The sequence below is a fragment of the Streptomyces sp. NPDC037401 genome (genome assembly GCF_055602345.1).
Genome location: NZ_JBVJWO010000006.1, coordinates 127,697 through 154,545 on the forward strand (window position 1 = coordinate 127,697; position 26,849 = coordinate 154,545).

Annotated in this window: 21 protein-coding genes and 1 pseudogene; 11 read left to right on the forward strand and 11 right to left on the reverse strand. The window is 71.1% G+C overall.

The window, feature by feature from the left end:
• Positions 1-134 precede the first annotated feature (134 nt).
• The 5 genes from ACZ7H1_RS07625 to ACZ7H1_RS07645 form a co-directional block, all read right to left on the reverse strand.
• On the reverse strand, positions 135-1,334 hold the full coding sequence (locus ACZ7H1_RS07625; protein WP_470784592.1) for a S8 family peptidase: 1,200 nt from the start codon (positions 1,332-1,334) through the stop codon (positions 135-137).
• Between the two features lie 230 nt (positions 1,335-1,564).
• Positions 1,565-2,281, reverse strand: coding sequence for an FG-GAP repeat domain-containing protein (locus ACZ7H1_RS07630; RefSeq protein ID WP_470784593.1), 717 nt, complete (start codon positions 2,279-2,281; stop codon positions 1,565-1,567).
• Positions 2,282-2,425: 144 nt separating this feature from the next.
• Complete coding sequence (locus ACZ7H1_RS07635) at positions 2,426-3,460, reverse strand: ABC transporter ATP-binding protein (protein WP_470784594.1); 1,035 nt, start codon at positions 3,458-3,460, stop codon at positions 2,426-2,428.
• Positions 3,457-5,046, reverse strand: a complete 1,590-nt coding sequence (locus ACZ7H1_RS07640; protein WP_470784596.1) for an ABC transporter permease — start codon at positions 5,044-5,046, stop codon at positions 3,457-3,459. Before ACZ7H1_RS07640 ends, ACZ7H1_RS07635 begins: the two co-directional genes overlap by 4 nt.
• A 5-nt stretch (positions 5,047-5,051) precedes the next feature.
• Positions 5,052-6,071 carry an iron ABC transporter substrate-binding protein gene (locus ACZ7H1_RS07645; protein ID WP_470784597.1) on the reverse strand — a complete coding sequence of 340 codons (1,020 nt, stop codon included), beginning with the start codon at positions 6,069-6,071 and terminating at the stop codon, positions 5,052-5,054.
• A 216-nt stretch (positions 6,072-6,287) separates the two neighbouring features.
• Between ACZ7H1_RS07645 and ACZ7H1_RS07650 the strand changes: the two genes are divergently transcribed.
• The 3 genes from ACZ7H1_RS07650 to ACZ7H1_RS07660 all read left to right on the forward strand — a co-directional run bounded on the left by ACZ7H1_RS07650 (position 6,288) and on the right by ACZ7H1_RS07660 (position 11,606).
• A complete protein-coding gene (locus tag ACZ7H1_RS07650; protein ID WP_470784598.1) occupies positions 6,288-8,975 on the forward strand; it encodes an AMP-binding protein in 2,688 nt (895 codons plus the stop codon).
• A gap of 133 nt (positions 8,976-9,108) precedes the next feature.
• Positions 9,109-10,776, forward strand: a complete 1,668-nt coding sequence (locus ACZ7H1_RS07655; protein WP_470784599.1) for a carboxylesterase/lipase family protein — start codon at positions 9,109-9,111, stop codon at positions 10,774-10,776.
• Between the two features lie 302 nt (positions 10,777-11,078).
• Positions 11,079-11,606 (forward strand): hypothetical protein, encoded by a 528-nt coding sequence (locus ACZ7H1_RS07660; protein WP_470784601.1) that lies wholly within the window; start codon positions 11,079-11,081, stop codon positions 11,604-11,606.
• A 76-nt stretch (positions 11,607-11,682) separates the two neighbouring features.
• On the opposite strand, the pseudogene ACZ7H1_RS07665 reads toward ACZ7H1_RS07660, so the two are convergent.
• Positions 11,683-12,416, reverse strand: a pseudogene (locus tag ACZ7H1_RS07665) (GMC family oxidoreductase N-terminal domain-containing protein).
• On the opposite strand from ACZ7H1_RS07665, the gene ACZ7H1_RS07670 reads away from it, so the two are divergent.
• Complete coding sequence (locus ACZ7H1_RS07670) at positions 12,349-12,690, forward strand: antibiotic biosynthesis monooxygenase (RefSeq protein WP_470784603.1); 342 nt, start codon at positions 12,349-12,351, stop codon at positions 12,688-12,690. The pseudogene ACZ7H1_RS07665 and the gene ACZ7H1_RS07670 sit on opposite strands and share 68 nt — an antisense overlap.
• Before the next feature lie 46 nt (positions 12,691-12,736).
• On the opposite strand, the gene ACZ7H1_RS07675 is transcribed toward ACZ7H1_RS07670, so the two are convergent.
• Positions 12,737-13,243 carry a DoxX family protein gene (locus tag ACZ7H1_RS07675; protein WP_470784604.1) on the reverse strand — a complete coding sequence of 169 codons (507 nt, stop codon included), beginning with the start codon at positions 13,241-13,243 and terminating at the stop codon, positions 12,737-12,739.
• A gap of 141 nt (positions 13,244-13,384) precedes the next feature.
• Here ACZ7H1_RS07675 and ACZ7H1_RS07680 point away from each other — a divergent pair, with 141 nt between their 5' ends.
• Positions 13,385-14,068 carry a MerR family transcriptional regulator gene (locus ACZ7H1_RS07680; protein ID WP_470784606.1) on the forward strand — a complete coding sequence of 228 codons (684 nt, stop codon included), beginning with the start codon at positions 13,385-13,387 and terminating at the stop codon, positions 14,066-14,068.
• 166 nt (positions 14,069-14,234) lie between these two features.
• Here the strand turns inward: ACZ7H1_RS07680 and ACZ7H1_RS07685 are convergent, their stop codons facing one another.
• Together ACZ7H1_RS07685 and ACZ7H1_RS07690 are read right to left on the reverse strand one after the other, a co-directional pair.
• A complete protein-coding gene (locus ACZ7H1_RS07685) occupies positions 14,235-14,747 on the reverse strand; it encodes an imine reductase family protein (RefSeq protein WP_470784608.1) in 513 nt (170 codons plus the stop codon).
• Between the two features lie 116 nt (positions 14,748-14,863).
• On the reverse strand, positions 14,864-15,814 hold the full coding sequence (locus tag ACZ7H1_RS07690; RefSeq protein WP_470784609.1) for a helix-turn-helix transcriptional regulator: 951 nt from the start codon (positions 15,812-15,814) through the stop codon (positions 14,864-14,866).
• 64 nt (positions 15,815-15,878) lie between these two features.
• Between ACZ7H1_RS07690 and ACZ7H1_RS07695 the strand changes: the two genes are divergently transcribed.
• Both ACZ7H1_RS07695 and ACZ7H1_RS07700 read left to right on the forward strand, forming a co-directional pair.
• Positions 15,879-16,253: a VOC family protein gene (locus ACZ7H1_RS07695; RefSeq protein WP_470784611.1), complete on the forward strand. Its 375-nt coding sequence runs from the start codon at positions 15,879-15,881 to the stop codon at positions 16,251-16,253.
• A 176-nt stretch (positions 16,254-16,429) separates the two neighbouring features.
• The gene (locus tag ACZ7H1_RS07700) at positions 16,430-17,194 is read left to right on the forward strand and encodes a hypothetical protein (RefSeq protein WP_470784613.1); all 765 of its coding nucleotides are present in this window, start codon (positions 16,430-16,432) and stop codon (positions 17,192-17,194) included.
• 196 nt (positions 17,195-17,390) lie between these two features.
• On the opposite strand, the gene ACZ7H1_RS07705 is transcribed toward ACZ7H1_RS07700, so the two are convergent.
• Positions 17,391-17,822 (reverse strand): hypothetical protein, encoded by a 432-nt coding sequence (locus ACZ7H1_RS07705; protein WP_470784614.1) that lies wholly within the window; start codon positions 17,820-17,822, stop codon positions 17,391-17,393.
• Positions 17,823-18,160: 338 nt separating this feature from the next.
• On the opposite strand from ACZ7H1_RS07705, the gene ACZ7H1_RS07710 reads away from it, so the two are divergent.
• The 4 genes from ACZ7H1_RS07710 to ACZ7H1_RS07725 all read left to right on the forward strand — a co-directional run bounded on the left by ACZ7H1_RS07710 (position 18,161) and on the right by ACZ7H1_RS07725 (position 25,949).
• Entirely contained in the window at positions 18,161-19,534 is a 1,374-nt protein-coding gene (locus ACZ7H1_RS07710) for an AAA family ATPase (protein WP_470784615.1), read from the forward strand.
• Positions 19,531-20,619: a tetratricopeptide repeat protein gene (locus tag ACZ7H1_RS07715; RefSeq protein ID WP_470784616.1), complete on the forward strand. Its 1,089-nt coding sequence runs from the start codon at positions 19,531-19,533 to the stop codon at positions 20,617-20,619. The genes ACZ7H1_RS07710 and ACZ7H1_RS07715 overlap by 4 nt, the downstream gene beginning before the upstream one ends.
• A 162-nt stretch (positions 20,620-20,781) precedes the next feature.
• Entirely contained in the window at positions 20,782-21,339 is a 558-nt protein-coding gene (locus ACZ7H1_RS07720) for an effector-associated constant component EACC1 (protein ID WP_470784618.1), read from the forward strand.
• Positions 21,336-25,949 carry a caspase, EACC1-associated type gene (locus ACZ7H1_RS07725; RefSeq protein ID WP_470784619.1) on the forward strand — a complete coding sequence of 1,538 codons (4,614 nt, stop codon included), beginning with the start codon at positions 21,336-21,338 and terminating at the stop codon, positions 25,947-25,949. The genes ACZ7H1_RS07720 and ACZ7H1_RS07725 overlap by 4 nt, the downstream gene beginning before the upstream one ends.
• On the opposite strand, the gene ACZ7H1_RS07730 is transcribed toward ACZ7H1_RS07725, so the two are convergent.
• Positions 25,881-26,792 (reverse strand): DUF4184 family protein, encoded by a 912-nt coding sequence (locus ACZ7H1_RS07730; protein WP_470784620.1) that lies wholly within the window; start codon positions 26,790-26,792, stop codon positions 25,881-25,883. The two genes, ACZ7H1_RS07725 and ACZ7H1_RS07730, sit on opposite strands and share 69 nt — an antisense overlap.
• Between the last annotated feature and the right edge of the window lie 57 nt (positions 26,793-26,849).

Sequence of the window (26,849 nt, forward strand, 5' to 3'; positions counted from 1 at the left end):
TCCCCCCCCCCCCCCCCCCCCCCCCCCCCCCCCCCCCCCCCCCCCCCCCCCCCCCCCCCCCCCCCCCCCCCCCCCCCCCCCCCCCCCCCCCGCGGCGGTCGCCCGGCCTTATGCCGACTCGCTGCGCGGTGCCGCTACGGCGTTACCTTCAGCAGCTTGTTCGCGGTGCCGGAGGACGGGTTCTTGATGACGTCCGCCGTCGCGGCCCCGGTCAGTGCGGCGGCCGTGTCGGCAGGTGTCGCCGACGGGTTGGCCGCCAGGTAGAGGGCGGCGGCGCCCGCTACGTGAGGGGCGGCCATCGACGTCCCGGAGATCGTCTTGGTACCGGTATCGCTGTCGTTCCAGGCCGAGGTGATGTCCGAGCCGGGAGCGTACAGATCGACCACCGAGCCGAAGTTCGAGAATTCCGACTGCTGGTCGTCCTCGGTGCTGGACGCGACCGTGAGCGCCTCGGCAACCCGGGAGGGCGAGCCCTGGCCGGCGTCGGTGGAGTCATTGCCGGCCGCCACGGCGAAGGACACACCGGAGGCGATGGCGCGCGTGACGGCCGCGTCCAGCGCCTCGTCCACACCTCCGCCGAGGCTCATGTTGGCGACCGAGGGCCCGGAGTGGTTCTGCGTCACCCAGTCGATGCCCGCCACGACCTGCTCGGTGGTGCCGGATCCGTTGTCGTCCAGCACCCGCACCGCGACGACCTTGGCCTTCTTGGCGACGCCGTGGGTGGTGCCGGCGATGGTGCCCGCCACGTGGGTTCCGTGGCCGTTCCCGTCGTCAGCGGTGTCGTCGTTGTCGATCGCGTCGAAGCCGTGACCGGCCCGGCCTCCGAAGTCCTGGTGCGAGACCCTGACGCCCGTGTCGATGACGTACGCGGTCACCCCCTCGCCGCCGTTGTCGGGGTACGTGTACTTCTCGTCGCCGGCCGTGGCCGTCTGGTCGATCCGGTCCAGGCCCCAGGACGGAGGCTTGTCCTGCGTCTCGTTGATGCTGAAGCGCTTGTTCTGCACGACCTTGCCGACAGCGGGGTCCGCTGCGAGCTGCTTGGCCTCCTTCACCGTCAGACCGGAGGCGGAGAAGCCGTTGACGGCGGAGCCGTAGGAGCGCTCCAGCCTGCCTCCGTACTTCTTAGCCAGGTCCTGTTTGTTCGCGGATGCGTCGAGGATGACGACGAAGCTGCCGTCCACGGCGCCCGGGGCGCCGAGTCCGTGTACGGTCCCTTCGGCCGGTGTGGCCGCCCCGGCAAAGGGGCTCGCGAACAGGGCCGCGGCGGCCGCCGTAGCGGCGCTCGCGGCTATGGCCGCGTTGCGAAGTCCGTGGGATCGCTTGTGAGTTGCCATGTGGAGTTTGCTCCTCGTTGTGACGTGTGGGGCGTCAAACGTTCTGGTGAACCCTGTTCCGATTGACAGGAGCAAATCAAGGGCGAACCCGGGGTAAGGACTTATTCAACAAGGTTTCTTAAAGAGCTCTCCACGCCACCTCCATCTCGCACACGATTTCAGGCGAACTCCCTTACAGGTCCGGTACGTTCTCACTCCGGGCGTTGACCTGAGCGGGCGTGAGGGGGCCGTCAGAAGAGGTCGCGGTAGACGTTGAACGCGTTGCCGACCCTGACGCGCGGCTTGAACGGCGCCGGCGCCTTCCCGGTGCCCTTGTACAGCCACAGGTCGCCCTTGGGATCGCGGGCGAGGAGGTCGCTGCGGCCGTCGGCGTCCACGTCACCGGTGGCCACCGGCTTGTTGAACGTGTTCCAGCCGGCGCCGACCCTCAGCCGCGGCGCGAACGGCTTGCGCCCGTCGCCGGTGCCCTTGTACAGCCAGAGCACGCCCTGCCTGTCGCGCGCGACGAGGTCCGCCCTGGTGTCGCCGGAGTAGTCGCCCACCCCGGCGATCTGGGTGTACGCGTTCCAGCCGGCGCCGACCTGCACGCGCGGCGCCAGGGAGCCGTCCGCCCTGAGCGGGACGCGCCACAGGACGCCCTGCGCGTCACGGGCCACCAGGTCGGGGTGGGCGGCGCGGGCCAGCGTGCCCGGCGAGACCACGCTGTCGTACTGCTGCCGGCCGGTGGCGACCTTCCTGAGCTTGCCGCGGCGCCACTGGTTGACCACCCCGTCGGTCATGACGTGGTACGCGCCGTCCTGGTAGCCCGTCAGATCGGGGTCGACCGACACGGCGTACTCGAGGCCCTTCCACACGAAGGCACCGGACCCGGCATCGAAGCCGCCCTGCCCGTTCAGCATGTACACGTACATCTGGCCCGACGGGAGGATCCCGCTCAGGAAGAACATCGGCGCGGTGGGTGTCGGCTGCGGCCCCGCCGTCGCGGCGCGCGGAGCGCTGCTCTGCGCCGCCGCACCGAACGCCGCGTGGGTGGTGTCCGCGACGGCGGTACCGGTGACCGTGGCGGCCAGCGGCCTGCAGGCGCCCCCGGTTCACGGATGCAGTGTTGCCTCGCCCCTGACGAGGATGCCGGTGCGTTGGCCCGGTCGTACGGTGACGGGCCCGGCAACCCGGATGCCGACGGGGCTGTCCAGCCCGTCGACGGAGACGGTGACCATGGCGTCGTGGCCGTAGAAGGTCACGTCGGTGACGGTGGCCTGGGGGGCCGTCGTGCTTTGGGCGAGGTGCAGTTGCTCGGGCCGCAGCAGGACCGTGCCCTCGCCCCGGCCCGCAGGGGGCGCCGCGAGGGGCAGGCGGCCGAGCACGGTGGTTGCGGTGCCGTGGTCCGCGGTGCCGGGGATGAGTACGGCGTCGCCGACGAAGCCGGCCACCCAGGGGTCGGCAGGGCGGCGGTAGACCTCCTGGGGGGTGTCGCACTGGGCCACGCGGCCTTCCCGTACGACGGCGACGAGGTCGGCCGTGGAGAGCGCTTCCTGCTGGTCGTGGGTGACCAGCAGGGCGGTGGCTCCGGTGGCGCGCAGGGCGGCTCGGACATCGCTGCGGACACCTGCGCGCAGGGCGCTGTCGAGGGCGTTGAACGGTTCGTCCAGCAGGACCAGGGCGGGTTCCGGAGCCAGGGCCCGGGCCAGGGCGATGCGCTGCTGCTGGCCGCCGGACAGCTCGTGCGGCATGCGGTTGCCGTAGCCGTCGAGGCCGACGAGTTCGAGCATCTCCTCCGTGCGGCGTCGGCGTTCGGCGCGGTCGTGGCCGCTCAGCCCGAAGGCGACGTTGCGGGCGACGCTCAAGTGCGGGAACAGCGCACCCTCCTGGGGGACGATGCCGATGCGGCGGCGCTCCGGGGGAAGGTGGAGTCCGGGGCCGGACAGGGTGCGTCCCGCGACGGTGACGGTGCCTGCGTCGGCGCGCAGGAATCCGGCGATGATCCGGAGCAGGGTGGTCTTGCCGCATCCGGAGGGACCGAGGAGGGCGGCCAGGGTGCCACCGGGAACGGTGAGGTCGAGGCCTTGGAGGACTGCCGCGCCGGGACCGTAAGTCTTCGACACACCGGTGATCTGCAAGTCGGTCATGTGCGGTGCCGTCCGAGGAGGTAGGAGGGAAGGGCTGCCAGCAGGATCAGCACCGCGGCATAGGGTGCGGCGGCCGCGAACGATCCGGTTCCCGTCTCCGTCCAGAGGCGGGTGGCGAGCGTGTCCATGCCGGTGGGGCGCAGAAGGAGGGTCGCCGGCAGTTCCTTCATGCAGACGACGAAGGTCAGGGCGGCTCCGGCGGCAACTCCCGGCGCGGCGAGCGGCACGGTCACCTCGCGCAGCACCTTCAGCGGGGAGCGGCCGAGCGAGCGTGCGACGTCTTCCAGCACCGGTGGCGACTGGAGCACCGCGGCGCGGGTTGCGGCCACCGCGACGGGCAGGAAGAGCACGGCGTACGCACAGACCAGCAGCGGGAGTTCCTGGTAGAGCGGTTCTGCGTAGCGGACTGCGAAGAAGACCAGGGAGAGCGCGACGGTGATGCCGGGCAGGGCGTGCCCCGCATAGGCGGACTGCTCCAGGAAATGGGCGGCCCGGCCGGGGTGGCGGGCTGCGATCACCCCGACGGGCAGTGCGAGCAGCGTGGTGAGGGCGGCGCCGGCGGCGGCGACGCCGAGGGTGGTGCCGGCCGTGTCGAGGAGCGCGGCCGGGTCCCAGGTCGCGGAGTTGCCCACCGCGAGCCAGTACCCGAGGGTGGTCAGCGGTGTGAGAACGGCGACGCCTGCGACCGTCGCGCACCAGGCAAGGGCTGGTATCAGCCATCGGCCGAGCGGTGCGGGGACGGCGGGGCGCGCCGCGCCGGTCCCGGTCCGGGAGTGGCCCGCGCGGCCGCGGCTACGGGTCTCGGCTGCCACGAGCAGGATCGTCATCACCACGAGGACGACGCTGAGGGCGGCTGCCGGGGTGCGGTCGAAGCTGGCCCGGTATGAGGTGTAGATGCCGCGGGTGAAGGTGTCGTAGCGCATCAGGGAGACGGCGCCGAAGTCGGAGAACACGTACAGCGCGACCAGTACGGCTCCCCCGGCCGCCGCGGGGCGCACCTGAGGCAGTGTGACGCGCAGGAAGGTCTTCAGGGGCCCGTTGCCGAGCGAGCGCGAGACCTCCTCCTGCGCCGGATCGGCCCCGCGCAGTGCGGCGGTGACGGGAAGGTAGACGTACGGGAAGCTCACGAGCGTCAGCGCGAGGGCAGCACCATCGAAGCCCACGAGGTCCGGGAACGCGGACAGCCAGGTGAAGGCGGCGACGTAGCTCGGAACGGCCAGGGGCAGGGTCGCCACGACCGACCAGGCCCGTGCGCCGGGCAGGGCGGTGCGCACGGTGAGCCAGGCCAGGGACACGCCGAGCAGCAGCGAGGCGGATACGACCACGGCGGCCAGTCCGAGGCTGCGGCCGAGCAGCTGGGCGGTGCGCTCGTTCGCGATGACGTCCCAGGCGTACGCGGGGCCGCGCTCCAGGGAGCGGACGGCGAGGTAGACGAGCGGCAGCAGCGCGACGAGTGCGGCGAGCGCCGCGGGAATCAAGAGGACGGCAGGCGGGCGACGCCCGGCGCGCAGCCGCCCGGCCGGCGCGAGGGCGCCTGCCGGGCGGACGGCGGGATCCGCCGGTGCGACGGGATCCTTGGAATGCATGCGGGTCAGACCATCCCGACTTCCTGGAGCATCTTCAGGGTCTCCTGAAGGGACTCCAGCTTTCCGAGGTCGATCTTCGGGGCGTCGAGCGAAGCAAGCGGCGGCAGGTCCTTCACGGTGCTGGTCACTCCGGCGGCCAGCGGGTACTCCTTCGTGTCCTCGGCGAAATACTTCTGCGCCTTCTCCGAGAGCAGGAAGTCGACCGCCTTCTGCGCCGCCGGCGCCTGGTCGCTGCCCTTGAGGATGCCGACTCCGGCAGCGTTGACGAGCGCACCCGGGTCGCCGCCCGGCAGGAAGTGGATCTTCGCCTCGACCTCGTCCGCCCCCTTCTCCGCGACCTGCTCGTACCAGTAGTAGTGGTTGACCAGGCCGAGCGAGACCTCGCCCTTTCCGACTCCCTCGAGGACCTTGAGGTTGTTGTCGTAGACCTTCGGCTCGTTGGCCTTCAGGCCCTTGAGCCAGGTGCGGGTGGCATCGTCTCCCTCAAGGACGCGCATGCCGGTGACGAAGGCCTGGAAGGACGCGTTGGTCGGGACGTAGCCGACCTTTCCCTTCCACTCGGGCTTGACCAGGTCGTGCACGGTGTCGGGAACCTTGGTCACCTGTCCGGGGTTGTAGGCCAGGACGCGCACGCGCCCGGAGGTGCCCACCCAGTCGCCCGCGCCTCCCCGGAACGCCGGCTCGACCTTGTCGAGCGACGCCTGAGGCAGTTTCGCCAGCAGGCCCTTGGACGAGAGGGCGCCGAGGGCCCCCGCGTCCTGGGAGAAGAACAGGCCCGCCTTGGTCTTGCCGCCCTCCTCCTGGATCTGGGCGGCGAGTTCGGCACTCTCGCCGTAGCGGACGGCGACCGTGGTGCCGACGGCTTCCTCGAGTTCGTCAAGGAGGGGCTTGACCAGGTTCTCGTTGCGGCCGGAGTAGATCACGAGCCCCGCGTCGTCCTCGTCGACGCCGCAGCCCGCGAGGGCTGGGAGGAGGAGCGCCGCCGCGGAGAAGACGGCGAGGCGGGGGACCGAAGGGCGTCGCATGGGAAGCCTTCCTGCGCATGCAGCGAGAACCGGTGAACGCCCTATAAGTAAGGTAACGCTAACCTAAAGGTCAAGGGTGACGCACGCAACGTTTCGGCCTCGGCCGGCAATCGGCGGAGCCGACCCTACACGCACATCCCTTATGGATCTTCACCGTCTCATCCGTGACTCACCTGTGACTATCCAATGAAGGTAAGCCTTTCCTAGGCTGCGCTCGTGACAGCCCTTTCCGCCCTGCCGCCGGGCTCCAAGACCGTTCCTTTTGCCAGCGGTCTCGCGATTCACGGCGACCGCACCGCGATCATTACCGCCGACCGCACCGTGACCTATCGCGAGCTCGCCGCCCGCGTGGCAGCGACTGCCGATCGCCTGGGCCGGAAGCGCCGTCTCGTCCTGGTGGTCGGCGCCAATTCCGTCGAGGCGCTCGTCGTCCACCTGGCTGCGCTCTCGGCGGGCCACCCGGTCCTGCTCGCGCCGGGCGGCCACCCGGAGGCCGTGCAGTCACTCATGGATGCATACGACCCGGACGTCGTGGCACACCCGCACCCCGATGACAGCGGGGAGTGGCTGCTCGACGAGCGGCGCCCCGACTCGGCGCACGACCTGCACCCGGACCTCGCCCTCCTGCTGAGCACGTCCGGCTCGACAGGTTCGCCGAAACTGGTCCGGCTTTCGCATGAAAATCTTCAGGCCAACGCCGAATCCATTGCGGAGTACCTGGGAATCCAGGACACCGATCGTGCCGCTACGACCTTGCCCCTGCACTACTGTTACGGCCTTTCGGTCATCCACAGCCATCTGCTGCGCGGCGCCTCATTGATCTTCACCGGCCTTTCTGTCGCCGACAGTTGTTTCTGGGACTTGTTCCGCAACGCCCGCGGAACGACCTTCGCAGGTGTCCCGTACACCTTCGACCTGCTCGAACGCGTCGGCTTCGCCACGATGGAACTGCCCCATCTGAGCTACGTCACCCAGGCGGGCGGACGGCTGGCCCCCGACCGGGTCCGGCACTACGCGGCTCTCGGCCGCGCCGCCGGCTGGGAGTTCTTCGCGATGTACGGCCAGACCGAGGCAACCGCCCGCATGGCCTACCTGCCGCCCGGCCTCGCGGAGACACACCCCGAGGCAGCCGGAGTCCCCATCCCCGGCGGTTCCTTCCGGCTCCGGCCGCTTCCCGACTGGCCCGAGGAGGACACCGGGGAGCTGGTCTACACGGGACCCAACGTCATGCTCGGCTACGCCCGCACCCCCGACGACCTCGCACTCGGGCGGACCGTGGAAGAACTGCACACCGGCGACATCGCACGGCTCACCCCCGAGGGCCTGTACCAGATCGTCGGACGCCTCAGCCGGTTCGTGAAGATACTCGGCCTGCGCATCGACCCCGGCCAGGTCGAGACGATGCTTGCGCGCCACGGCTTCACATCCATGTGCGCCGGCGACGACGAAGCACTCACCATCGCCGCCGTCGGCGAGCAGGCGCTCACCGCGCGCCGGATACGAAGCCTGGTAACCGGCGAGTGCGGCCTGCCCGCCCGCGCAGTCCGCGTCCACCTCCTGGCCGACCTCCCTCGTCTTCCCACGGGCAAGCCCGACTACCGCGCGGTGCGCGAGCTCGCCCATCCCGCCGACGCAGGCCCGCCGGTGCCCGAGCACTCCCCCGCCGGCGGCCCCGAAGACCTGTGCCGGCTCTACGCACGCATCCTCGACCGACCCGACGTGACGCCGGACAGCACGTTCGTCAGCCTGGGCGGCGACTCCCTCTCGTACGTCGAGATGTCACTCCACCTCGAAGCACGGCTCGGCCGGCTCCCGACGGACTGGCACACCACTGCGATCCGCACCCTCACATCACCCGAGCGCAAAGCCCCCACCCGCGGCCGCACCCTGGAGACCAGCGTCGCCCTGCGCGCCATGGCCATCTTCTGCATCGTCGGATCGCACGTCCACGTCTTCGGCATCAAGGGCGGGGCACACCTGCTCCTCGCCGTCGCGGGCTACAACTTCGCCCGTTTCCAGCTCACCACCGCCGAACGCGGCGAACGCATCCGGCGCGCCTGCCTGAGCATCGCGCGGGTCGCGGTGCCGGCCATGATCTGGATCGGCTTCATCCTGCTCCTGAACGACGACTACACCTTGGCCAACCTCGCCCTCCTCGAGAGCGTCCTCGGGCCGGAGGACAGCAAGACAGGGATGCACTTCTGGTTCGTCGAGGCGCTGGTCTACATCCTGATCACTGCCGTAGCCCTCCTGACGCTCCCCCTCGCGGACCGGGCAGAGCGCCGGTTCCCGTACGGCCTGCCCCTCACGCTCGCCGCCCTCGGCCTGCTCACCCGCTACGACCTGCTCGGGCTCCCCGACCGCGCCCAGATCCCCGATGCGGTCACCGTCTTCTGGCTGTTCACGCTCGGCTGGGCGGCCGCGAAGGCCCGCACCAAAGCACAGCGGATCGTCGTCACGGCCGCCGCCGTGGCCACAGTGCCCGGCTTCTTCCCGGGCGACCCCGGGCGGGAGGCCATCGTCATCGCCACGTTCGCCCTGCTCGTGTGGGTGCCGTCCCTCCCCAGTCGCGAACGCGTCAACAAGGTCGCCGGCCTCCTGGCCACCAGCTCCCTGTACATCTACCTCACCCACTGGCAGATCTTCCCGCTGATCGACGGCTTCTCCAGGCACCTGGCCTTCCTCGTCTCGCTGGTCTTCGGCATCGCCTACGGCGCGGTCGCAACCCGCGCCATGCGCGGACTTCCCTCCCCCCAAACGGGGTCCCCCCACGCCGACCGCCGGATCGCGATCCCTCAGACGCTGGCGGCCCTGACGGCACACAACTTCAAGATCATTTCCTGGCGGCTTCTTGGCTCGCCCCTGGCCGGACCTCGGAACAGGGGTGTCCCCAAGCAGCCCTGACCAGCCGGAGAGCAGGGCGTTGCGTGCCGGGAGGGGGCGAAGAGGCCGTCGCCGTGGACTGTCTGCGTCCGATCAGGTCGCCCCTGGTGCGTCCACACCCCGGTGCCGACGGCCACGCGGGAGGTTGGGCATCGTGACGAAGTACCGAACCGCCTACGGGGCGGCCGGCGTGACTGCGGCCGCCGTCATGACGCTCGCTGCGCTGCTGTCCGCCTTGCACGCCACGCCCGTGAACTCCGGCCCGGGAGCCCCCAGCCCCGCGGGCACCGCCCCCGGTGACACGGTCCGCACGGATACCGGCCTGGTCCGCGGCACCCGGTCGGGCGTGCACCGGATCTTCCAGGGCATCCCCTACGCGGGCGCCCCCGAGGGGCCCCACCGGTGGGCACCGCCCCGGCCGGCGGTGCCGTGGAAGGGCGTCAGGGACGCCTCCGAGCCGGGGCCGCTGTGCCCGCAGGTACCGTCCCCGTATGCGCAGATCTCCAGCACGGAGGAGGACTGCCTGGTTCTGAACGTCACCACGCCACCGGCCTCCGCCGGGCGGGGGGCCGCGCCCGTGCTGGTGTGGATCCACGGGGACGGCTCCGTGGGCGGAGGCGCCTTCTTCGACGGGCGCCGGCTGGCCGGACAGGGCCTGGTGGTCGTCAGCGTCAACTACCGACTGGGGGTCTTCGGCGGTCTCGCCCTGCCCGGCCTCGAAGGCTCCGGCACCTTCGGCCTCCAGGACCAGCAGGCCGCGCTGACCTGGGTGAGGAACAACATCCGGGCCTTCGGCGGTGACCCCGCCAACGTCACCGTGGCCGGCGTGTCGTTCGGCGCGTCCGCCATCGCGGGGCACCTGACCTCCCCCGCGTCCAGGGGCCTGTTCCACCGGGCCGTCATGGCGAGCGGCGAAGGCGTGATGGACATGCCCGCCGGCGCCATGGGCCCGGACGTACCGGGATACCCGTGGTACGTCTGGCGGACCGTGCGCGAGATGGAGGACATCACTGCCGAAATGACCTCCTCCCTCGGCTGCCGCACCGGCCGTCCGGAGCGCAGCCTCGGCTGTCTGCGCGCCCTGCCCGTGAAGAAGATCCTCCAGGTGCCGTACATCATGAACGCCTTCCAGGCGTTCGGGTACGGCCGAGCCACCTTGCCCGAGCTGCCGCCCGCCGCCCTGCGTGCCGGTCGCTTCCACCGCGTGCCCGTCCTGTCCGGCGCCACGCGCGACGAACACCGTACGTTCGTCGGGATGATGTACGACGCGGTGGGCAAACCGTTCACCGGGGCGGACTACGACGGGGCGCTGCGGACCGCGTTCGGCGAGCGTCTGGCCGGCAGGGTTCGGGCCGAATACCCCACGGATGCCTTCCCCTCGCCCGCGCTGGCCTGGGCGACTGTGATCACCGACCGGATGTGGGCACGCGGCACCCAGGCCCAGCACGACGCACTGGCACGGCATGTGCCGGTCTACGCGTACGAGTTCGCGGACCGTGGGGCGCCGATGTTTCTGCCCCTGCCGGGCGGGTTCGACTTCGGTGCCTTCCACGCCGGGGACATTCCGTACCTGTTCGAGGACGAGGTGGCCGAGCCGCTGTTCACTCCGGCGCAGCGCCGCCTCTCGGCCACCATGACGGGGTACTGGGCGGCGTTCGCCCGTACCGGCGCGCCCAGGGGGCCGGGGCTGCCCCTCTGGCGCCCCTACCTCCCGGCCCTCGACGGTGTGCCGTACACGCAGTCGCTGGAACCGCGGCGAATCGGGCCCGTCGACTACCGCCGTGCACACAACCTGGACTTCTGGAGCCGCCTGCCCGGTTGAGGGCGAAGGAGGTGACGCCAGGAACACACCTGCCAGGTACCTGTCACTTGGGCGTTCCGCCAGGTCGACCGCTTCCGGACGACGTGGCGGCCCGCCCCGCGGCCTGCCCCCGGTGAATACGCAGGTCGGGGCCTGATCCGAAACGACCGGAATCCAACGGAGGCTGGAAGAGGGCCCTTGCCTGCGGCGTATGCAGGCTGTGAGCATTCCAGCGCGTCCCCCGAGGCCGGGAAGGGAGCAGACCCCGGCCCTCCCACCCCATGGTTCCTTCGGTGAACAACCAAGCCAGGAGTGCATTCCTCATGAGCCGATCGAAACTGCGTACGCTACTGCTCAGTGGCGGAAGTGCGGCCGTCATGATGGCCGCCGCCCTCGTTCCCGCCACCGCGTCCGCCTCGGCGCCGGCCGCCGGGACGAATGTCCCGGACAGCCGCGCCACTGCGGCCGGGGACACGGCGGCCACGGCGTCCGGCCCGGCAGCCGCCCCCTTCTGGTCCTGCACCGTCCCGCCCGGCTACACGTACACCACCACGGCCAACACCCTGAGCTGCGGCGGCAGTGGCTTCCGCACCCACTACTACGTCCAGCCGCCCAAGGACAGCCTCTGGGCGTGCACCGTCCCCTCCGGCTTCACGTACGGCACCACGCAGAACACCCTGGACTGCGCGCCTGGCGGAGGCTTCCGCACCAAGTACTACCTGCGCACCCCGGTGACGGGCCTGTGGGCCTGCACCGTGCCGGGGGGCTTCACCTACACGTCCACGCAGAACACCCTCGACTGCGCACCCGGCGGAGGCTTCCGCACCAAGTACTACCTCCGGGCCTACTGACCTCACGGCCGCACACACACGGCACTGCAGACACGCTCAGAAGGCGGCCGCCGGGGCTCGGGTCCCGGCAGCCGCCCTACTTGACGGCCCTGCACGGCGCCGCGTACGCCGGCTGCACCGCACGGGCGGGGCGTCTCCTGCCCGGCACCGGCCGCCGCACCACCCGACCGTCCCTGGGAGAGTTCCTCCTCACACGATGACCGCTACGGGATCGCGTCCCCGGAGACGGCCAGGGCGGACCTCTTGGGCGACGACGAGGGGACAGGATTTCCAGTTCGCTTCCGTCGGGTCTCCTTACGCGGACGCCGACGGCTGCGGGTCCTCCCGGCCGGTCGGGGTCGGTGAGGATGCGCAGGACGCGGGCGCGGGTGACGATGCGTGCTCCTGCTGCGCAGGCATCGGGCAGCACCGAGAGTTGCACGCTTTGTTTGGCGCCGGTGGGGCAGCCGACGACGCACTGGCAGGAGCCTTTGCAGCCTGGCGCGTTGCGCCGCAGGGGGCGGCTCGCCAGCCCAGCTTCCCGGCGCCGTCGAGGGCGAGCAGTCCGTTGTTGTCCAGGACGTCGAGGGGCTGGGTGGCGACCTGGAGGGTGCGTTCGACCTCGTCGAGGAGGGTGTCGAAGTGGTCGGTGCAGGTCCAGCCGAAGTCGGACTGCCAGCGGTGCAGAACGCGGGTGGGAGTTCGGTAGCAGGTGCCGGCGTTGCCGTATGCGTGGCGCCGCGTCTGCGTGCATGACACCCTGGTGACCGTGATCATCAGGGTGAGTGAGGCACGCGTACGTCCCGGCCGTTTCGAGGCGTTCCACGACATGATCGTCTCTGCGGTACGCGAGTTTCCCAGCCGCTATCCAGGGCTGGTTGACCACGAGGTGCTGCTCGCGCCGCCTGATTCGCTGCTGTACGTCAGCCGCTGGCGCAGCGAGCAGGATCTGGTCGGCTACGCGGGCGAGCACTGGCGTGACCAGCCCGTGGTTCTGCCGGGCGAGGACGAGTACCTGGTTGCACCACTTCAGGTACGGCACTTCACGCTCGCGTCTCTGCAGCCGGTGAGCGTGCCGCAGTCGGAGCGGGAGTTCGGCAGTTGAGCCGCACCTGCCGCTGGGCGGCGCGGACCGGGCATCCGCTACGACTCTAAGCAGGCACCCCGCCGGACCGGCGGGCAGCCGCGGCACGCGCCGGGACGTAGGCCCACAGCGCGACGCCGATGAAGAGCACCTGCTCGGGAATCCTGAACCACAGCGGCGTCGCCGGCTCCCCGTTGAACGGGATCTGCTCGACGGCCGCGTGGATATTCGCCGGGAGCATCAGGACGAACAGCGCGGCGAGGCAGAGCCCGGCCTTCGGCCGGGTGGCTTCCCGGACGAGTCCGGCGGCGCCGAGGAGTTCCAGGACGCCCGTCGCGTAGACCGCGAGGCGGGGGGACGGCACGAACGGCGGGACCATCGCGACCAGGTCGTGGTGGCCGGGCACAGGGCCGAGGGCGGACGGGAAGAAGTGCGCGCTCGCCGTGAACACCAGCATGACCGCGAGGCCGTGCAGGACGGACACCCGCCAGGTCGCGAACCGTCCGACGCCCAACGCGCCGAGCAGCCGGAACAGCACGGTGGGAACGGCGATGAGCATGAGTGTGCCGAACATGAGAGGAGGATCCTTTCAGCAGGTCGGTCGTGTTCAGGCCGCGGTCATGAACAGGCCCGCGCCTCGTTCGGGAGGTTGAGCGGATGGCCAGCACAACGGATAATAGCGCTATCCGTTATCCGTTACCGAGGAAGTGAGCAGATGAAGGTCTCGGAGCTCAGCCGACGCACCGGCGTACAAGTGCCGCTGATCAAGTACTACCTGCGCGAAGGGCTGTTGCCCCCGGGGCGGGCCACCGCGTCCAACCAGGCCGACTACGGCGAAGACCACGTGCACCGGCTCCGGTTCATCCGCACCCTGATCGGGACGCGCGGCCTGTCGACCAGCGCCACGAAGGAGATCCTGGACGCGATCACGGCCGAACAAGAAGACCTGCACCAGGTCTTCGGGATAGTGCTGGGCGTACGTCCCACCAGGAAGGAAGAGGACAAGGAAGAGGACACCGGCACGGAACAGCCCTCGAAGGAGCCGGAGCCGGCGGGGATGCCCGAGGCACGCCGGCTGATCGCGGAGATGGGGTGGGAAATTTCCCAGGGCAACCCGGCCGCGCACAGCCTGGCAGAGGTCCTGGCCGCACTCGGCGACCTCGGCGCGGACATCGACTGGCGCGGCCTGCTGCCCTACGCCCGGCTCGCCGAGAGCATCGCCGACGTGGACGTGCAGCAGATGAGCGGCGAGCGCGACCTGCTGGCCCAAGCGGAACGGGCCGTTCTGGTGTCGATCGTGCTCGAACCCGCCCTGCTGGCCCTCCGCCGCCTGGCCCAGGAAGACAAGTCGGCCCGACACTTCGGCGGCGGCCTGCCGGGCGAGGCGAACTCGGCGTGAACGCAGTGCGCTTCGAGGCACGCCCGGACGGACTCATCGTGCGGCGGCCCGGCAACGCCCGGCCAGGCTTGTCGTTCAGACTCCGACAACCGCGTCCTGCGGGGCGCGCATGTCCTCAACTGGGGCCGGCAGCGTCTTCGTTCAGCAGCAGCATTCGTCCCCGTACTCACTGCTTCCCGAAGTGCTCGATCAGCCGCGAGTAGCCGTCATCGGCATGGCCGTCTTCCACGGCCCTGTTCACGAGGCCGAGGGTGTAGCCGGGGAACTCGACGTCGATGTCCCGCGCCCCGCTCTCGCGGACCAGGTCCTCGAGCGAGGGCCGGTGGTGCCGGAGCGCTCCGTACTGCGTCGCGTACTCACCACGGTCGACCTCGTCGGCGATCACGGGGAAGGACGCCGGCAGCGCGGCAACGGACGGGCCGGCGTCGTCCAGGAACCGCTTCACCTCGATGCCCTCGCTGGACAGCAGAGCGGCAGCGTGCAGGAATCCGTTGAGCGTGCCCCACATGGTGCCGTGCACGGCCATCCCGTAGAGGGCCGGCACCCCGGCGTCGGCCGGGATCAGCGTCCCCCGGCCGCCGATGAGCCGGAGGGTTGGATGAAAGCGGTTGAATACAGCGTCGGAACCACCATAGAAGATCACCGTCTCCGCTCCCCCGATGCCCGGAGCGATCGTCATGATCTGCCCATGGAGATACTGCGCGCCCCGGTTGGCAGTGGTCCAGCCCGTCCAGGGCCGCCACTGGTGCTGCGCGAAACGTCACGCTAGAACCTGATCGGCGGTAAATGACACGCTCAGCGATTGGCTGTCAGGAGAGCGTGGGCGTGGCGGATGAGTGCCTGGCGTACTTCGTCCGGGGACAGCACTGTGAGCGGTGTGGCCAGGCCGAGGAGGTAGGCAGCGAGATGGTCGGTGCTGTTGCCGCCGATCTGGACCACGGTGGCTTCGGGGCCGTCGGCGCTGTGCGTGCCGATGGTGGGTGGGATCTTTTGCAGGGCGCGGTCCAGGGGGAGCGGAAGGCGGATCGTCGTGTACACGGGGTAGACGACGCTCGCGATCCCCCAGGAGACCAGTGCTGCGGCATCGGGTGGATCGGTCAGGTCGGCTGGTTCGGTGGTGGGGCGTACGCTCACCACCCGGTCGGCGCGGAAGGTACGCCATTCCTGTTTGGCGACGTCCCGGGCGACCAGGTACCAGCGCAAGCCGGTGTGGACCAGGCGGTACGGGTCGACGGCTCTCACGGAGGCCCGGCCGGCGTGGTCCCGGTAGGAGAGGGTGGTGCGGAGTGCGCTGTTGCAGGCTCGCGCCAGTTCCAGCAGCAGAAGCGTGTCGATCTGCGGCTCGCCGGAGCGGGGAGTGTGTTCGAGCGTCCCGTCCATTGTGCTCAGCTGGTCCGCGAGGCGTGTGGGCAGGCTCTGGCGGAGCTTGAGCAGCGCGGAGAGGGCGGCTTGCCCGGTGCCGAGGACTCCGCTGAGCGCGGCTTCGCGCAGGGCGACGGCGACGGCCAGGGCCTCCTCGTCGTCCAGCACCAGCGGCGGCATCCGGGCGCCGGGGCTGAGCCGGTAGCCACCCCACGGGCCGGGCACGGATTCGACGCCGTAGCCCAGGTCCCGCAGCCGGGCGATGTCCCGGCGGACCGTGCGGTCGGTGACCGCCATGCGCTCGGCCAGTTCACGGCAGGTCCATTCGGGGCGGACGGACAGCAGCGACACCAAGCGCAGCAGACGGGAGGAGGTCCTGATCACAGTCGTCCAGTGTCCCGTATGACGAGGACACGTCCTGTCAGGGTCATGGCCTACGGTCCGTGCCATGAGCAACCCGAAGATCCGTCTGCTTTCCTTCGACTTCGACTGTCCTGACCCGGCCGAGCTGGCCCGCTTCTACGGCGACGCCCTGGACCTGCCCGTGCTGTACCGCAGTGACGACTTCGTCCTGCTGGGGCGGGATGGAGCCCCGGGGCTCGGCTTCGTCCGCCAGGCCGGCTTCCGGCCTCCGGCCTGGCCCGATCCCACCCACAGCAAGCAGGCCCACCTCGAACTGGGCGTCGACGACCTGGACGCCGCGCAGGACCGGATGCTCGCCCTGGGCGCCGTCCTGCCTTCCTTCCAGCCGCGGCCCGACGTGTGGCGGGTGCTCCTGGACCCGGCGGGTCATCCCTTCTGCCTGTCGACGCACGGAATCTGAGCGCGTCCCGTACTGCCTTCGGCTCTCAGGGGCTTGCGGTGGGCGATTCGCATGGACCGAGCCTGGAGGACCACAGTCCGGACCTGCAAGGCGATTGGCCCGTGCCGTCCGCGACCGTGGCACTGACACCCCGCACAGGTGTGCGGGGTGTCAGTGGTTGCTGACAGTCTTGCCCCATGCCGATTGACGGATTTGACGATGACCCCCTGGTGGCCGGGGAGGAGCTGGTCTGCCACCCGGGGTTCTGGGCCGCGTACCTGATGTGGATGGTCGACCCGGAGGAGCACGAGGGGCCACCGACCCCGGAGTGGTTCGGAGCGGACGCGGCCGACGCCGACGTGGTGTCCAAGGCGCTGGTGGACGAGGGCAACTGGCCCGTGATCCGAATCCCGTTCGGCGGCGGGCACACCGCGGTGGTGATGAACCGCCCCTACGACGTAGGGACGCAGTACCTCGTCACCCACCCTGACTGGGGACCTCGTCACGGCTACCTCGCCCGCACCGGCGCAGAACCGGAAGGCCCTGGCCTGTCCTGGCGGGAGCTGATCCACATCGCCCGTACTCCGGACCTCGAGGTTCCGGGCGTCCGTGATTTCCACGCCCGCGTGCTGCTCCTGCTGCCGGCGATGAGTGACGAGGAGGCGCTGGAGGGGTACGTGACCGCCGAGGCGCCGACGCCCGCACCTGACGTGATCGCCGAGGCACTGGTCCAGGTCGGCGGCCCGGCCGGCAGCGCACCACGCGTGGCCGAGCTTCTCGTTGACCATCCCCTGTGGGAACCGCCCGGCTGGTGGTTGCCCAACGAGCAGCCCTTCGGCGGCATCCTCCGAAGCGACGGCCCCCACCCCCACGGCCCGCGCACCCACACGAGGCTCGCCCATGGCATCACCCGGGAACAGAACGAACAGCTCGCCCGCGCGCTCGGAACCTGGCCCGTCTGACATCCGCTCGGCGTCGACCCCGCATTCTTACCGCTCGGGAACCGCGCAGCTCAGCCTGCTTGCGGTCGTGGTCACGCAGGATCGGACCGAGTCACACCGCACCGGCAGGGGGTCGTCACCGGCGGCCGGACCCGTCGGCCCGGCACGCGCCGCCGCCGCGGTGCGCCGACCCGGGGTACCGCGGCGGCGTTCGACGTCAGTGTACGAACGAGTAGCTGCGCCAGGGCGGCGCGTCGGACGCGATCTGGTCGCTGAGGGCCTTCCCCAAGTACGTGTAGCCGCCCTTGCAGGCGTCGTTCTCGTACAGGCGCATGTCGACCAGCGTCCCGTTCTGTACCAGCTTGGCACCGCCGTCCAGGCGGTGGCAGCCGTTCACGGACGGGCTGGTGTCCGCGATGGCCAGGTGGTCCGCGACCTCTTCGACCGACTCGGCCTGCTGCCCTTCCTCGACGTGCACGTCCACGTTCGCGTGCTCGGCCGGCCTGGCCGCCGACTCGTACATGACGGGCCCGACGGCCGTCCGGCCGAGCGAGGAGCACGCCGTGGTGGTCAGCGCCAGGGCCAGGACGGCCACGGCGGCACCGCGCAGGCGGCGACGCCGGGCACGGGGGGTGGTTGCTGCGGTCATGGATGATCCTTCGCAAGAGTCGGAAGTGGCGAACAGGTCGGACGGTTTCCTGCTGGGCAGCGTGCCGTTCGGGGTACGCCTCCCGGAACCGGGCCGGCGCCTCCCGCGGGGCGCATTGTCCGTATCTGCGCGCAGATTCTGGCAGACCGCGCCGGTGTTCCGGCGGTTTTCCGGGGCGTGGCCGACGCGGCGCGCCGACCCTGGGCGGTCTCCTCCGCTGCCAGGACGACCGGGCCGTCTCTGTGAAGTCAGCGACCTCTTCGGTGAGGACGAAGGACATCCCGGCCTGGGCGGAACCTGGATGACGCGGGCGCGCGGCGAGTTCGTAGGGTGGTGACATGCCCGACGAAAACCCCGACACTTCCGGCGGCCCCGAAGCCGCCGAGTCCCCGCTGATCGGCAGCCTGCGTGCGGCCGTCGCCGCGGCACCCGGTGACGTACCTCTGCGGCTGCACCTCGCCGAGATGCTGCTCGACGCCGGGTACGGTGACGCGGCGGTGACGGAGGCGGCCTGCGCGCTGAGCCACGCACCCGGGGATGCGCAGGCGCGCGCCCTGATGACGCGCGCCCTGGGCGGCCCGGCGCCCTCGGGGCCCGTCGAGCAGTCCGCGGGGCCCGTCGAGCAGTCCGCGGGGCCCGTCGAGCAGTCCGCGGGTCCCGTCGAGCAGTCGGCGGCGCCCGTCCGGCAAGGTCGCGGATTCGACTGGGCGGCTGCCGAACAGGAGATCGAAGGTGTCCTCCCGCCCCGGTTCGCCCCGACACCCGATGCCAAGGAGGCGCCGCTCGCCGTCGACGGCGACGGGGACCCCGGGGACGCGAGCGCGTACGACGTGGACGCGCCCGATGCACCCGGATCGGTGCGCCTCGCGGACGTCGGCGGGATGCAGGAGGTCAAGGACCGTCTGGAGGCCGCCTTCCTCGCCCCCATGCGCAATCCGGAACTGCGCAAGCTGTACGGCAAGAGCCTGCGCGGCGGGCTGCTCCTCTACGGGCCGCCCGGTTGCGGCAAGACGTTCATCGCCCGGGCCGTCGCCGGGGAACTCGGCGCGAACTTCATCTCCGTGTCGATCAGCGACGTGCTCGACATGTGGGTCGGCAACTCCGAGCGCAACATGCACCAAGTGTTCGAGACGGCCCGCCGGAAGGCGCCGTGCGTGGTCTTCCTCGACGAACTGGACGCGCTCGGCGCCAAGCGCAGCCGCACCCAGCACAACGGCATGCGCAACACCGTCAACCAGCTCCTGACCGAGCTGGACGGTGTCGGCGACGTCAACGACGGGGTGTTCGTGCTCGCCGCGACCAACGTCCCCTGGGACGTGGACATCGCGCTGCGCCGCCCCGGACGGCTCGACCGCACGCTGCTGGTACTGCCGCCCGACCGCCCGGCCCGCGACGCGATCCTCCGCTACCACCTGCGGGAACGCCCCATCGAATCAGTCGACTTGGCCAAGCTCGTCCAGGCCACCGACGGCTTCTCCGGCGCCGACCTCGCACACGTCTGCGAGGGCGCGGCCGAGTCGGCGCTGCTCGACTCCGCCCGCACCGGTACCGTACGCCTGATCAACACGAAGGACCTGCTGGGCGCCGCGAAGGCGATCCGGCCGTCCACCGAGCCGTGGTTCGCGGCCGCCCGCAACGTGGCGATGTTCGCCAACGAGGGCGGCGTGTACGACGAGTTGCTCGCCTACCTGAAGAAGGCACGGAAGCTGTGACCGCACCGCACCCGCTCGTCGAGCAGGCGTCCGCCCTGATGGACCTCGAGCGCTACGACGGCGCTCGCGAGCTGCTCGCCCGGCGGCTCGCCGAGGACCCGACCGACGTGGACGGCTGGGTGTACCTCGCCAGCTGCCACCTGTCGGTCCGGGAGTTCGAGGAGGCGCTCACCGCCACCGGCGAAGCGCTGGCCCTCGCGCCGGAGAACTTCAGCGCCCACCACATACGCACGTACGCGCTGCGCCGCACCGGCAGGCCGGACGAAGCACTGGCCGAGGCCTACGAAGCGATCCGGATCGACCCACAGAAATGGAAGGGCTACGCAGGCCTCTCGGAGGCCCTGGGCGCGTGGCAGCCGCGCTGGCCCGAGGCGTTCGACGCGGCGGCGACCGCCGTACGGCTCGGCCCGGACGCGGTCGGTGCGCACTATGCGCTGTGGAAGGCCGCGTTGATGAACGGCCGCTCGGACGTGGCGCGGCAGGCAGTGCTCGAGACCCTGCGCATCGACCCCCAGGACGCCTGGGCTCTCGGCGAGCGGGCAGAGCAGGCCGGGTGGGACGCCTCCGCGCCGCCGCTGACCGGCGCGGGCGCCAAGCTGCCGGCCGCTGCCGACGCGTACGCCACCGCGCTCGCCGCCGACCCCCAGGACCGCTCGCTGCGCAAGGGCCTGGACGGGGCGGTGTTCCGGATGCTGCGCGGCACCCGCTGGCTCGCGCTGCTCTGCCTGGTGATCGCAGCCCTGGCCGGACGGGTCTTCCCGACCGGCGACGACCCCACGGCGCTCCCGGGGCCGCTCGGCACCCGGCTCTACGCGCTCGCCCTGATGGCCGCGGTCTGGGGCTTCGGCGCCTGGCGCCGCTACCGGGCGATGCGCAGCGGAGTCCGGATGAGCCTGCGGTCGCTGGTCCGGCGGGTCGGCTGGGCTCGGCTGATCGTCGGGCAGGCGGCGTGGTGCACCCTCACCGCCGTGGTCATCGTGACCGTGCCGTGGTCCGAACGGATCGTCCCGCAGGTGCTGTTCTGGGTGGCGCTGGTGCCGACCCTGCTCACCGTGTGGTTCGAGCGCGCGGCAATCCGCGCCTGAGGGCACGGAACCGTACCGAGGGGCTGTGCGAGGTCGGGCGGTACGAGGCGCCTGCACCACTCGGGCCCGGCCGCGCCAGCCAGGTGAACACACCCCGGTGGCGGGACCAACATCGGTAAGGTGATGGGCAGTTCGCTTTCGCACGACCACGGCAGGAGAACCATGCAGATCGCCATCACGGCGCGGGACGACGGCGGTCGGATCGGCACCGACGACCTCAGGGGCTGGCTCGGCCGCCAGCGGGAGCTGCGCGGGTGCGTGAGGCGGGGTTCCGGGGAGGCACCGGCCCCCGGCACCATGGGCGCGGCCACGGAGCTCATCACCGTGTTCCTGGCTCCAGGAGGCGTGGCCACCGTGCTGGCGGCGGCGGTGGTCGCCTGGGTGCAGAACCGCAGCGGCAGTCAGACCGTGACCATCACCCGCCCCGACGGCACCGAGGTCACCGTGACCTCGGACCGCGTCAAGGGCCTCACCGCTCAGCAAACGGGTGAACTCGCCCAGCAGATCGCGGGACACCTCGAGCCGCAGAACCAGCTGAGCGAGCGGACCGAGCCGAGCGAGCAGGCCGAGCCGAGCGAGCAGGGTCAACGGGCCCCGCAGGTCCGACACGCACCGCAGCGCACCGAAGCCGCCGGGCCGGCCGACGTCTCGGGAACGGAGCCCCGGCCGGGTACCGGATCGCCGGACCCCGATCCCGAGGCCGTCGGCCGCCTTCCGTGACCGAGCCGCGCCGCATCGGCGACCTCGCGAGTCCTGGTGCACGCGCCGTCGTCGTCGGTACGAGCGTCCATTCCGGTGACTCCGGACTCTCCGCCCTTCGAAGCGTGGGGGCCACGGCTCGCGACCTCGCCGACGCCCTGCACGAGGTCTGCGGCATGGCTCCCTCGCAGGTCGAACTGCTCGTGGACCCCGCCGACGGCGGCACCGTCATCGAGGCCGTCGAGCGGGCCGTGGCCGAGGCCCGCGGCCTGGTGCTCTTCTCCTTCATCGGGCACGGTCTCCTGGGCCCGCAGGACCAGCTCTACCTCGCCACCGCGGCCAGCTCCGCCAACGGCATCGCGCGCTCGATCCCGTACCAGGTCATCAGGGACACGCTCAGCAACAGCGGTGCCCGCGTCGTCGTCCTGCTCGACTGTTGCTTCTCCGGCATCGCCGGCCCCGTCTCAAGGGGATCCGGCCGCGGCCCCTTCGTCACCGCACGGCCCGACGGAAGCTTTCTGCTGACCTCCGCGTCGCTCTACGACGTCTCCTTCGCCCCGGAGGACGAGCGCCACACGCGCTTCACCGGGAAACTGCTCAGCCTGCTCCACCACGGCGACCCCTCCGCACCGGCCTGGCTGACCCTGGACGGTGTGTACGGCCACCTCCACCGCCACTTCCAGGGTGAACCGGTACACCCTCACCGGCAGAGCGAGGACCGGGCGGGTGACCTCGTCGTCGCCGCCAACCGTGCCTACCCCGCCGCTTCCGTGCCGCGGGCCGCGCCCCCGCACCCGGCCGACGGCACTGCCTGCCCGTACCCCGGCATGGAACCGTTCCAGGCCGAGGACCACGAGCGGTTCTTCGGCCGCGAACAACTCGTCGACGACCTGATCGCCGAGGTGACACGGCCCAGCAGTGCGGCGGACGGTGCGGGGCGCGCGCCGGTCGTCCTCGTCGGCGCCTCGGGCGTCGGCAAGTCCTCGATCCTGCGGGCGGGGCTGCTGGCCGGCCTCGAACGCCGCTACGAGTCGGACCCCTCCACGCCCTGGCCCGCGTTGCTGCTCCCGTCCCCCGGACCGCATCCGCTGCGCTCCCTGGCCGAACTGTGGGCCCGGGCCTCCGGCATACCGCGGGCGGAGATCGAGCGGCAACTGAACGAGGGCCGGCTGCCCGATGACGGGACCTGCCGGGTGCTGGTCGTGGACCAGTTCGAAGAAATCTTCACCAACTGCCGGGACGCCGACGAACGCACTCGGTTCATCCGTGCGGTGTGCCGGGCCACGGGCACGGCCACGGGCGGCGACAGCGGTCCGCGTGTCGTGCTGGGGCTCCGCGCCGACCACTACGGCAGTTGTCTCGAGCACCTCGAACTCCGCCCTGCCCTCAAAAGGCAGTGGAACGTCTGGCCCATGGACGACGAAGCGCTGCGCGCCGCGATCGAACACCCGGCTCACGACGCCGGGCTACGGCTGGAGAGCGGTCTCGTCGACGTACTGCTCCGCGACACCCGCGAGAGCGGCGGCCGCGATCACGGCTCCGCGTTGCCGTTCCTCGCCCACGCACTCCGTGAGACCTGGGTACGCCGCAGCGGGGCGACGCTCACCCTGGCCGGCTACGCCGCGACCGGCGGGATCTGGGAATCCGTGGCCCGTACGGCCGAGGACATCTACGGGGGGTTCGACGGGCCGGGCCGCGAGGCCGTTCGCGAGCTTCTCCTCAGCATGGTCACGCTCGCCGGCAGCGGTGAGGAGGCCGTCCGCCGCAGGATCGGCCCGGACGAACTGCAGGCGGACCGGTCGGAAGAACGGCGGCGCACGGTCGCCGGGGTGCTCGACCGACTCGCCCGGGCCCGGCTGATCACCGTCGACCGGGCGGCGGCCCAGATCTCCCACGAAGCGCTGCTGCGGGCGTGGCCCAGACTGCAGCGCTGGATCGAGGAGGACCGGGCAGGGCTGGTGACCCGCCAGCAACTGGCCGATGCCGCGGACGCCTGGCAACGGGCCCGGCGGGCCACCGAATACTGCTACCGCGGTACGCGACTGGTGGCGGCCGTCGACTGGCTGGGCGAGGAGCGGCACGAACGGTTCGTCCGCCCCCTCGACCACGAGTTCGTGACCGCGAGCCAAGAGCTCGACCGGTCCGAACGGGAGCGTCAGCGGCTCCAGCTGGAGGAGGAGAAGCGCCGCACGCGCCAGCTTCAGGAGGTACTCGACCGGGAACGGCGCCAGGCGCGTCGGCTGAGACAGCTGATCGGTGCCATCGGCGCGATGCTGTGCGTGGCGCTGGTCGCCACGGGAGTGGCGTTCCAACAGCGGTCGAACGCCCGCGCCAACGGTGAGCGGGCGCAGAACCGCCAGCTCCAGGCGGCGGCCCGCGCGGGCATCGCCACCGACCCGAGATCGGCGCTGCTGCTCGCGGTCGCCGCGTATCGCGAGGACCCGTCACGGCAGAGCCGGGCGACGCTGATGGACGTGCTGAGCGGACTGCAGTACGCAGGCTCCCTCGAGGCATCGGGCACGGTCGACTCGCTGTCCTACAGCGACGACGGCCGGACCCTGGCGGTGGGCGAAGGCGATGGAGCCGTCGGGCTGTGGGACGCGTCCCGTTCCGGCAGGCCGCGGAAGCTCGCCGACGTCGTGGCGAAGGAGGAGAGTGCCTTCGGGGATCCCGCGGTCTGGATCGGCGACGGCACGTCGTTGCTCCTCACCGGTGCCGACACCGACAAATCCCTGGGCAGGTTCTCCCTCACCGACCGGAGCCGCCCACGGCCCCAGGGCCGGATGTCGCTGCGGTTGCAAGGACCGGTGGAGCAGGCGGATTTCAGCATCGACGGCCGGATGCTGGTCACGTCCACCGTCGGGGAGACCAGGCTTTGGTCGGTGGAGCCGGGACGCGGCGCCGCCCGCGCCCGTGCGTCGATTCCGCAGCGGAAGAGCAATGTCCAGGCCACTGCGTTCGGACCGGACCGACCGGGCGGACCGGGCGGGGCTGACGGCGCTGTGATCGCATTGGGCTGGCAGGACGGCACGGTGGAGCTGTGGGATGTCGAGGATCCCGACCGCCCGCGCCGTCTCGGCACACTGGACGGCACCGGTGGTCCGGCGCGTTCCATGGCCTTCAGCCGGGACGGAGACACGCTCGCCGTCGCGTCCGGTGACGCCCAGGTCCGTCTGTGGGACGTGTCCCGGGCCGCCGCCGGCCGCCCCAGCGCCGTGATCAGCGGCCACGGCGGCCCGGTGGAAGCGGTGGCGCTCAGCAGGGACGGCCGCCACCTCGCGATCGGAAGCACCGACCACACGGCGACGGTGTGGGACGTCTCCCGGGCCCGGCCCGTCCGTTCGGCCGTCCTGACCGGTCATGCCACCACCGTCTCGGCCCTGGCCTTCTCGCCCGACGGCCGCACACTGGCCAGTGGTGACGGCGACGGGGCCGTGCGCTTCTGGTCGCTGACGGACCGATTGGCCCCCACCGTCGCCGGGCGGCCCGTCAAGCTGGCCGCTCCGGACTACTACCGATGGCTCGAGACGGTGGTCCCGTACGCGCTGGCCCCCGGCGGACGTCTGCTGGCCCTGGCCACCGAGGAGCGCGAGCTGAGCCTGATCCCGTTGACGGGACGTACCCCGGGCCGGACGGCAGGCGTGGCCCGGATGGATGCGCAGGGGCGCTTCTCGAACGCGGCTCTGTGGTTCTCGGAAGACGGCGGCCGACTGGCAGCGGAAGGCCCCAAGGGCACGATGACGATGTGGAACGTGAAGGATCCCGCTCACCCGGTGCGGGAGTTCCGGCTCAGGGCCGGGGCGTCCGACAGCACGCTCGGTCTGAACGTCTCCATGCGGGGCGACCTGATGGCGATCGGCACGGAGGGCGCAGTCACCCTGTGGGACCTCTCCCGGAACGGTCGCCCCAAGCAGCTGAGCGTCATCAAGATGAAGAGAAAGACCACCCCGGACGTCCTGCTCGCTCTGAAGAACCACGTCCTGGCCGTCGACGGGACGCTGTACGACGTCACCGACCCGCGCAAGCCCGACCGGCTGTCGGACCTGCCCGCTCCGGACGACGACCCGATGTACCCCAGGCCGAGCGCGTTCTCCCCCGACGGCAGGACTCTCGTGGCGACGGACTACGGCGAAGATGGAGGTCTCCTCTTCGACGTCTCCGAACCCGGCCGGCCCCGGTTCCTGAGCCGGCTGCCCAACGGCAGCGACACGGGTCCCTACGCGTTCAGCGAGGACGGCAGGCTGCTGACGGGCGCCGGTTCGGGCACCCAGCTGCTCGTCTGGGACGTGTGGGATCCCACCGCTCCGCACCCCGTCACGTCACTCACCCTGGACAAGAAGGCGACCGGGCTCGAGGTCTCCTCCGACGGCACCACCCTGACCACGTACAACTACCCGGGCGACGTCACCCGCTGGAACATCGCCCAGCTCGGTGCGACGCTCCGCGATCCCGTCGAACGGGCCTGCCGTCTCGCCGCGGCGAACCCCACGATCGCCGAATGGGAGAAGATCGCCCCGGGCGTGCCCTTCCAGCGCGTCTGCCCCGGCCTCGCGACCGCACCCTCACCGCCCCCACCGGACGAGATTCCCCTCTTCCCCCTGTTCCCGACGCCGGTCCCTGCCGGGAAGTGAGCCAGGTGCAGGCGCGGCCAGAGCCGCGCGGGGGCCGGCGGATGTGACGGCGTGCCAGATCCACCATCCTGTGGAGTAGAGGAAGGCGGTGCCGATCAGGCAGGCGCCCGCGCCCTTCGCCGCGTCGGACAGAAGTCCTTCGATCACGGCGCTAAGCGGCAGGCCCGTGGTCGCTGCCTCGTGGCCGGCGAACCACCGCCAGGCGTGCGCGACGCCGCCGAGCACCGAGGCCAGCGCCGCCACAGCCACCATGCCTCGACGCATCGCGCTGCTCGGACCGGTGGCCCGGTCCCCGGTACCCAGGCGCTCGCGCCTGCGCCACACGTACACCGCGATGACGGCCAGACCGCCGATCGTGCTCGCGTGCTGCAGCGCCCGCGCCCAGGTGAGGTCGCCCACCAGCGAGGCGGTCAGCCACTGCACGTGGGTGACCACGAAGCCGTCGTGGTGGGTGAAACCGTCCCAGACCAGGTGCGTGGCCACTCCGGTCAGGGCGGACAACACGATCCACCCGGCCCGCCGAATCAGGGCGCCGGCCGTCCGGGGCCGCGTGGGTACGAGGGGCAGGACCAGCACGGCCGCCAGCGGACGGCGGCCGGCATGGATCAGCGCCCACAGCAGCAATGCGTAGGGCAGGGTGACCGTCAGGGCACCGACGGCGGTGTGCGAGGTCGTGGCGTTGACGAAGGGCTCGTACCAGGACTGCGCCGTGACGGGGATCCCCGCGGTGGACACGAAGTAGGGCATGTCCGGTGCGACGGACCCGGCGACAAGTGCGGCCTGACCGAAGGGGCGCCGCATCAACGGCAGAACGATCGCCGGATGAGACAAGGTGAAGGGCATGAGTATCCTCTCGCACAAAACCCACAATAGTCCGCCAGACGGAATACTACGTCAGAC

What these genes read in the sequence shown, in the direction of transcription:
- ACZ7H1_RS07625 (WP_470784592.1), bottom strand. Translation starts at nt 1,334, where the DNA reads ATGGCAACTCACAAGCGATCCCACGGACTTCGCAACGCGGCCATAGCC.
- ACZ7H1_RS07630 (WP_470784593.1), bottom strand. Translation starts at nt 2,281, where the DNA reads ATGTTCTTCCTGAGCGGGATCCTCCCGTCGGGCCAGATGTACGTGTAC.
- ACZ7H1_RS07635 (WP_470784594.1), bottom strand. Translation starts at nt 3,460, where the DNA reads ATGACCGACTTGCAGATCACCGGTGTGTCGAAGACTTACGGTCCCGGC.
- ACZ7H1_RS07640 (WP_470784596.1), bottom strand. Translation starts at nt 5,046, where the DNA reads ATGCATTCCAAGGATCCCGTCGCACCGGCGGATCCCGCCGTCCGCCCG.
- ACZ7H1_RS07645 (WP_470784597.1), bottom strand. Translation starts at nt 6,071, where the DNA reads ATGCGACGCCCTTCGGTCCCCCGCCTCGCCGTCTTCTCCGCGGCGGCG.
- ACZ7H1_RS07660 (WP_470784601.1), top strand. Translation starts at nt 11,079, where the DNA reads ATGAGCCGATCGAAACTGCGTACGCTACTGCTCAGTGGCGGAAGTGCG.
- ACZ7H1_RS07675 (WP_470784604.1), bottom strand. Translation starts at nt 13,243, where the DNA reads ATGTTCGGCACACTCATGCTCATCGCCGTTCCCACCGTGCTGTTCCGG.
- ACZ7H1_RS07680 (WP_470784606.1), top strand. Translation starts at nt 13,385, where the DNA reads ATGAAGGTCTCGGAGCTCAGCCGACGCACCGGCGTACAAGTGCCGCTG.
- ACZ7H1_RS07685 (WP_470784608.1), bottom strand. Translation starts at nt 14,747, where the DNA reads ATGACGATCGCTCCGGGCATCGGGGGAGCGGAGACGGTGATCTTCTAT.
- ACZ7H1_RS07695 (WP_470784611.1), top strand. Translation starts at nt 15,879, where the DNA reads ATGAGCAACCCGAAGATCCGTCTGCTTTCCTTCGACTTCGACTGTCCT.
- ACZ7H1_RS07700 (WP_470784613.1), top strand. Translation starts at nt 16,430, where the DNA reads ATGCCGATTGACGGATTTGACGATGACCCCCTGGTGGCCGGGGAGGAG.
- ACZ7H1_RS07705 (WP_470784614.1), bottom strand. Translation starts at nt 17,822, where the DNA reads ATGACCGCAGCAACCACCCCCCGTGCCCGGCGTCGCCGCCTGCGCGGT.
- ACZ7H1_RS07710 (WP_470784615.1), top strand. Translation starts at nt 18,161, where the DNA reads ATGCCCGACGAAAACCCCGACACTTCCGGCGGCCCCGAAGCCGCCGAG.
- ACZ7H1_RS07720 (WP_470784618.1), top strand. Translation starts at nt 20,782, where the DNA reads ATGCAGATCGCCATCACGGCGCGGGACGACGGCGGTCGGATCGGCACC.
- ACZ7H1_RS07730 (WP_470784620.1), bottom strand. Translation starts at nt 26,792, where the DNA reads ATGCCCTTCACCTTGTCTCATCCGGCGATCGTTCTGCCGTTGATGCGG.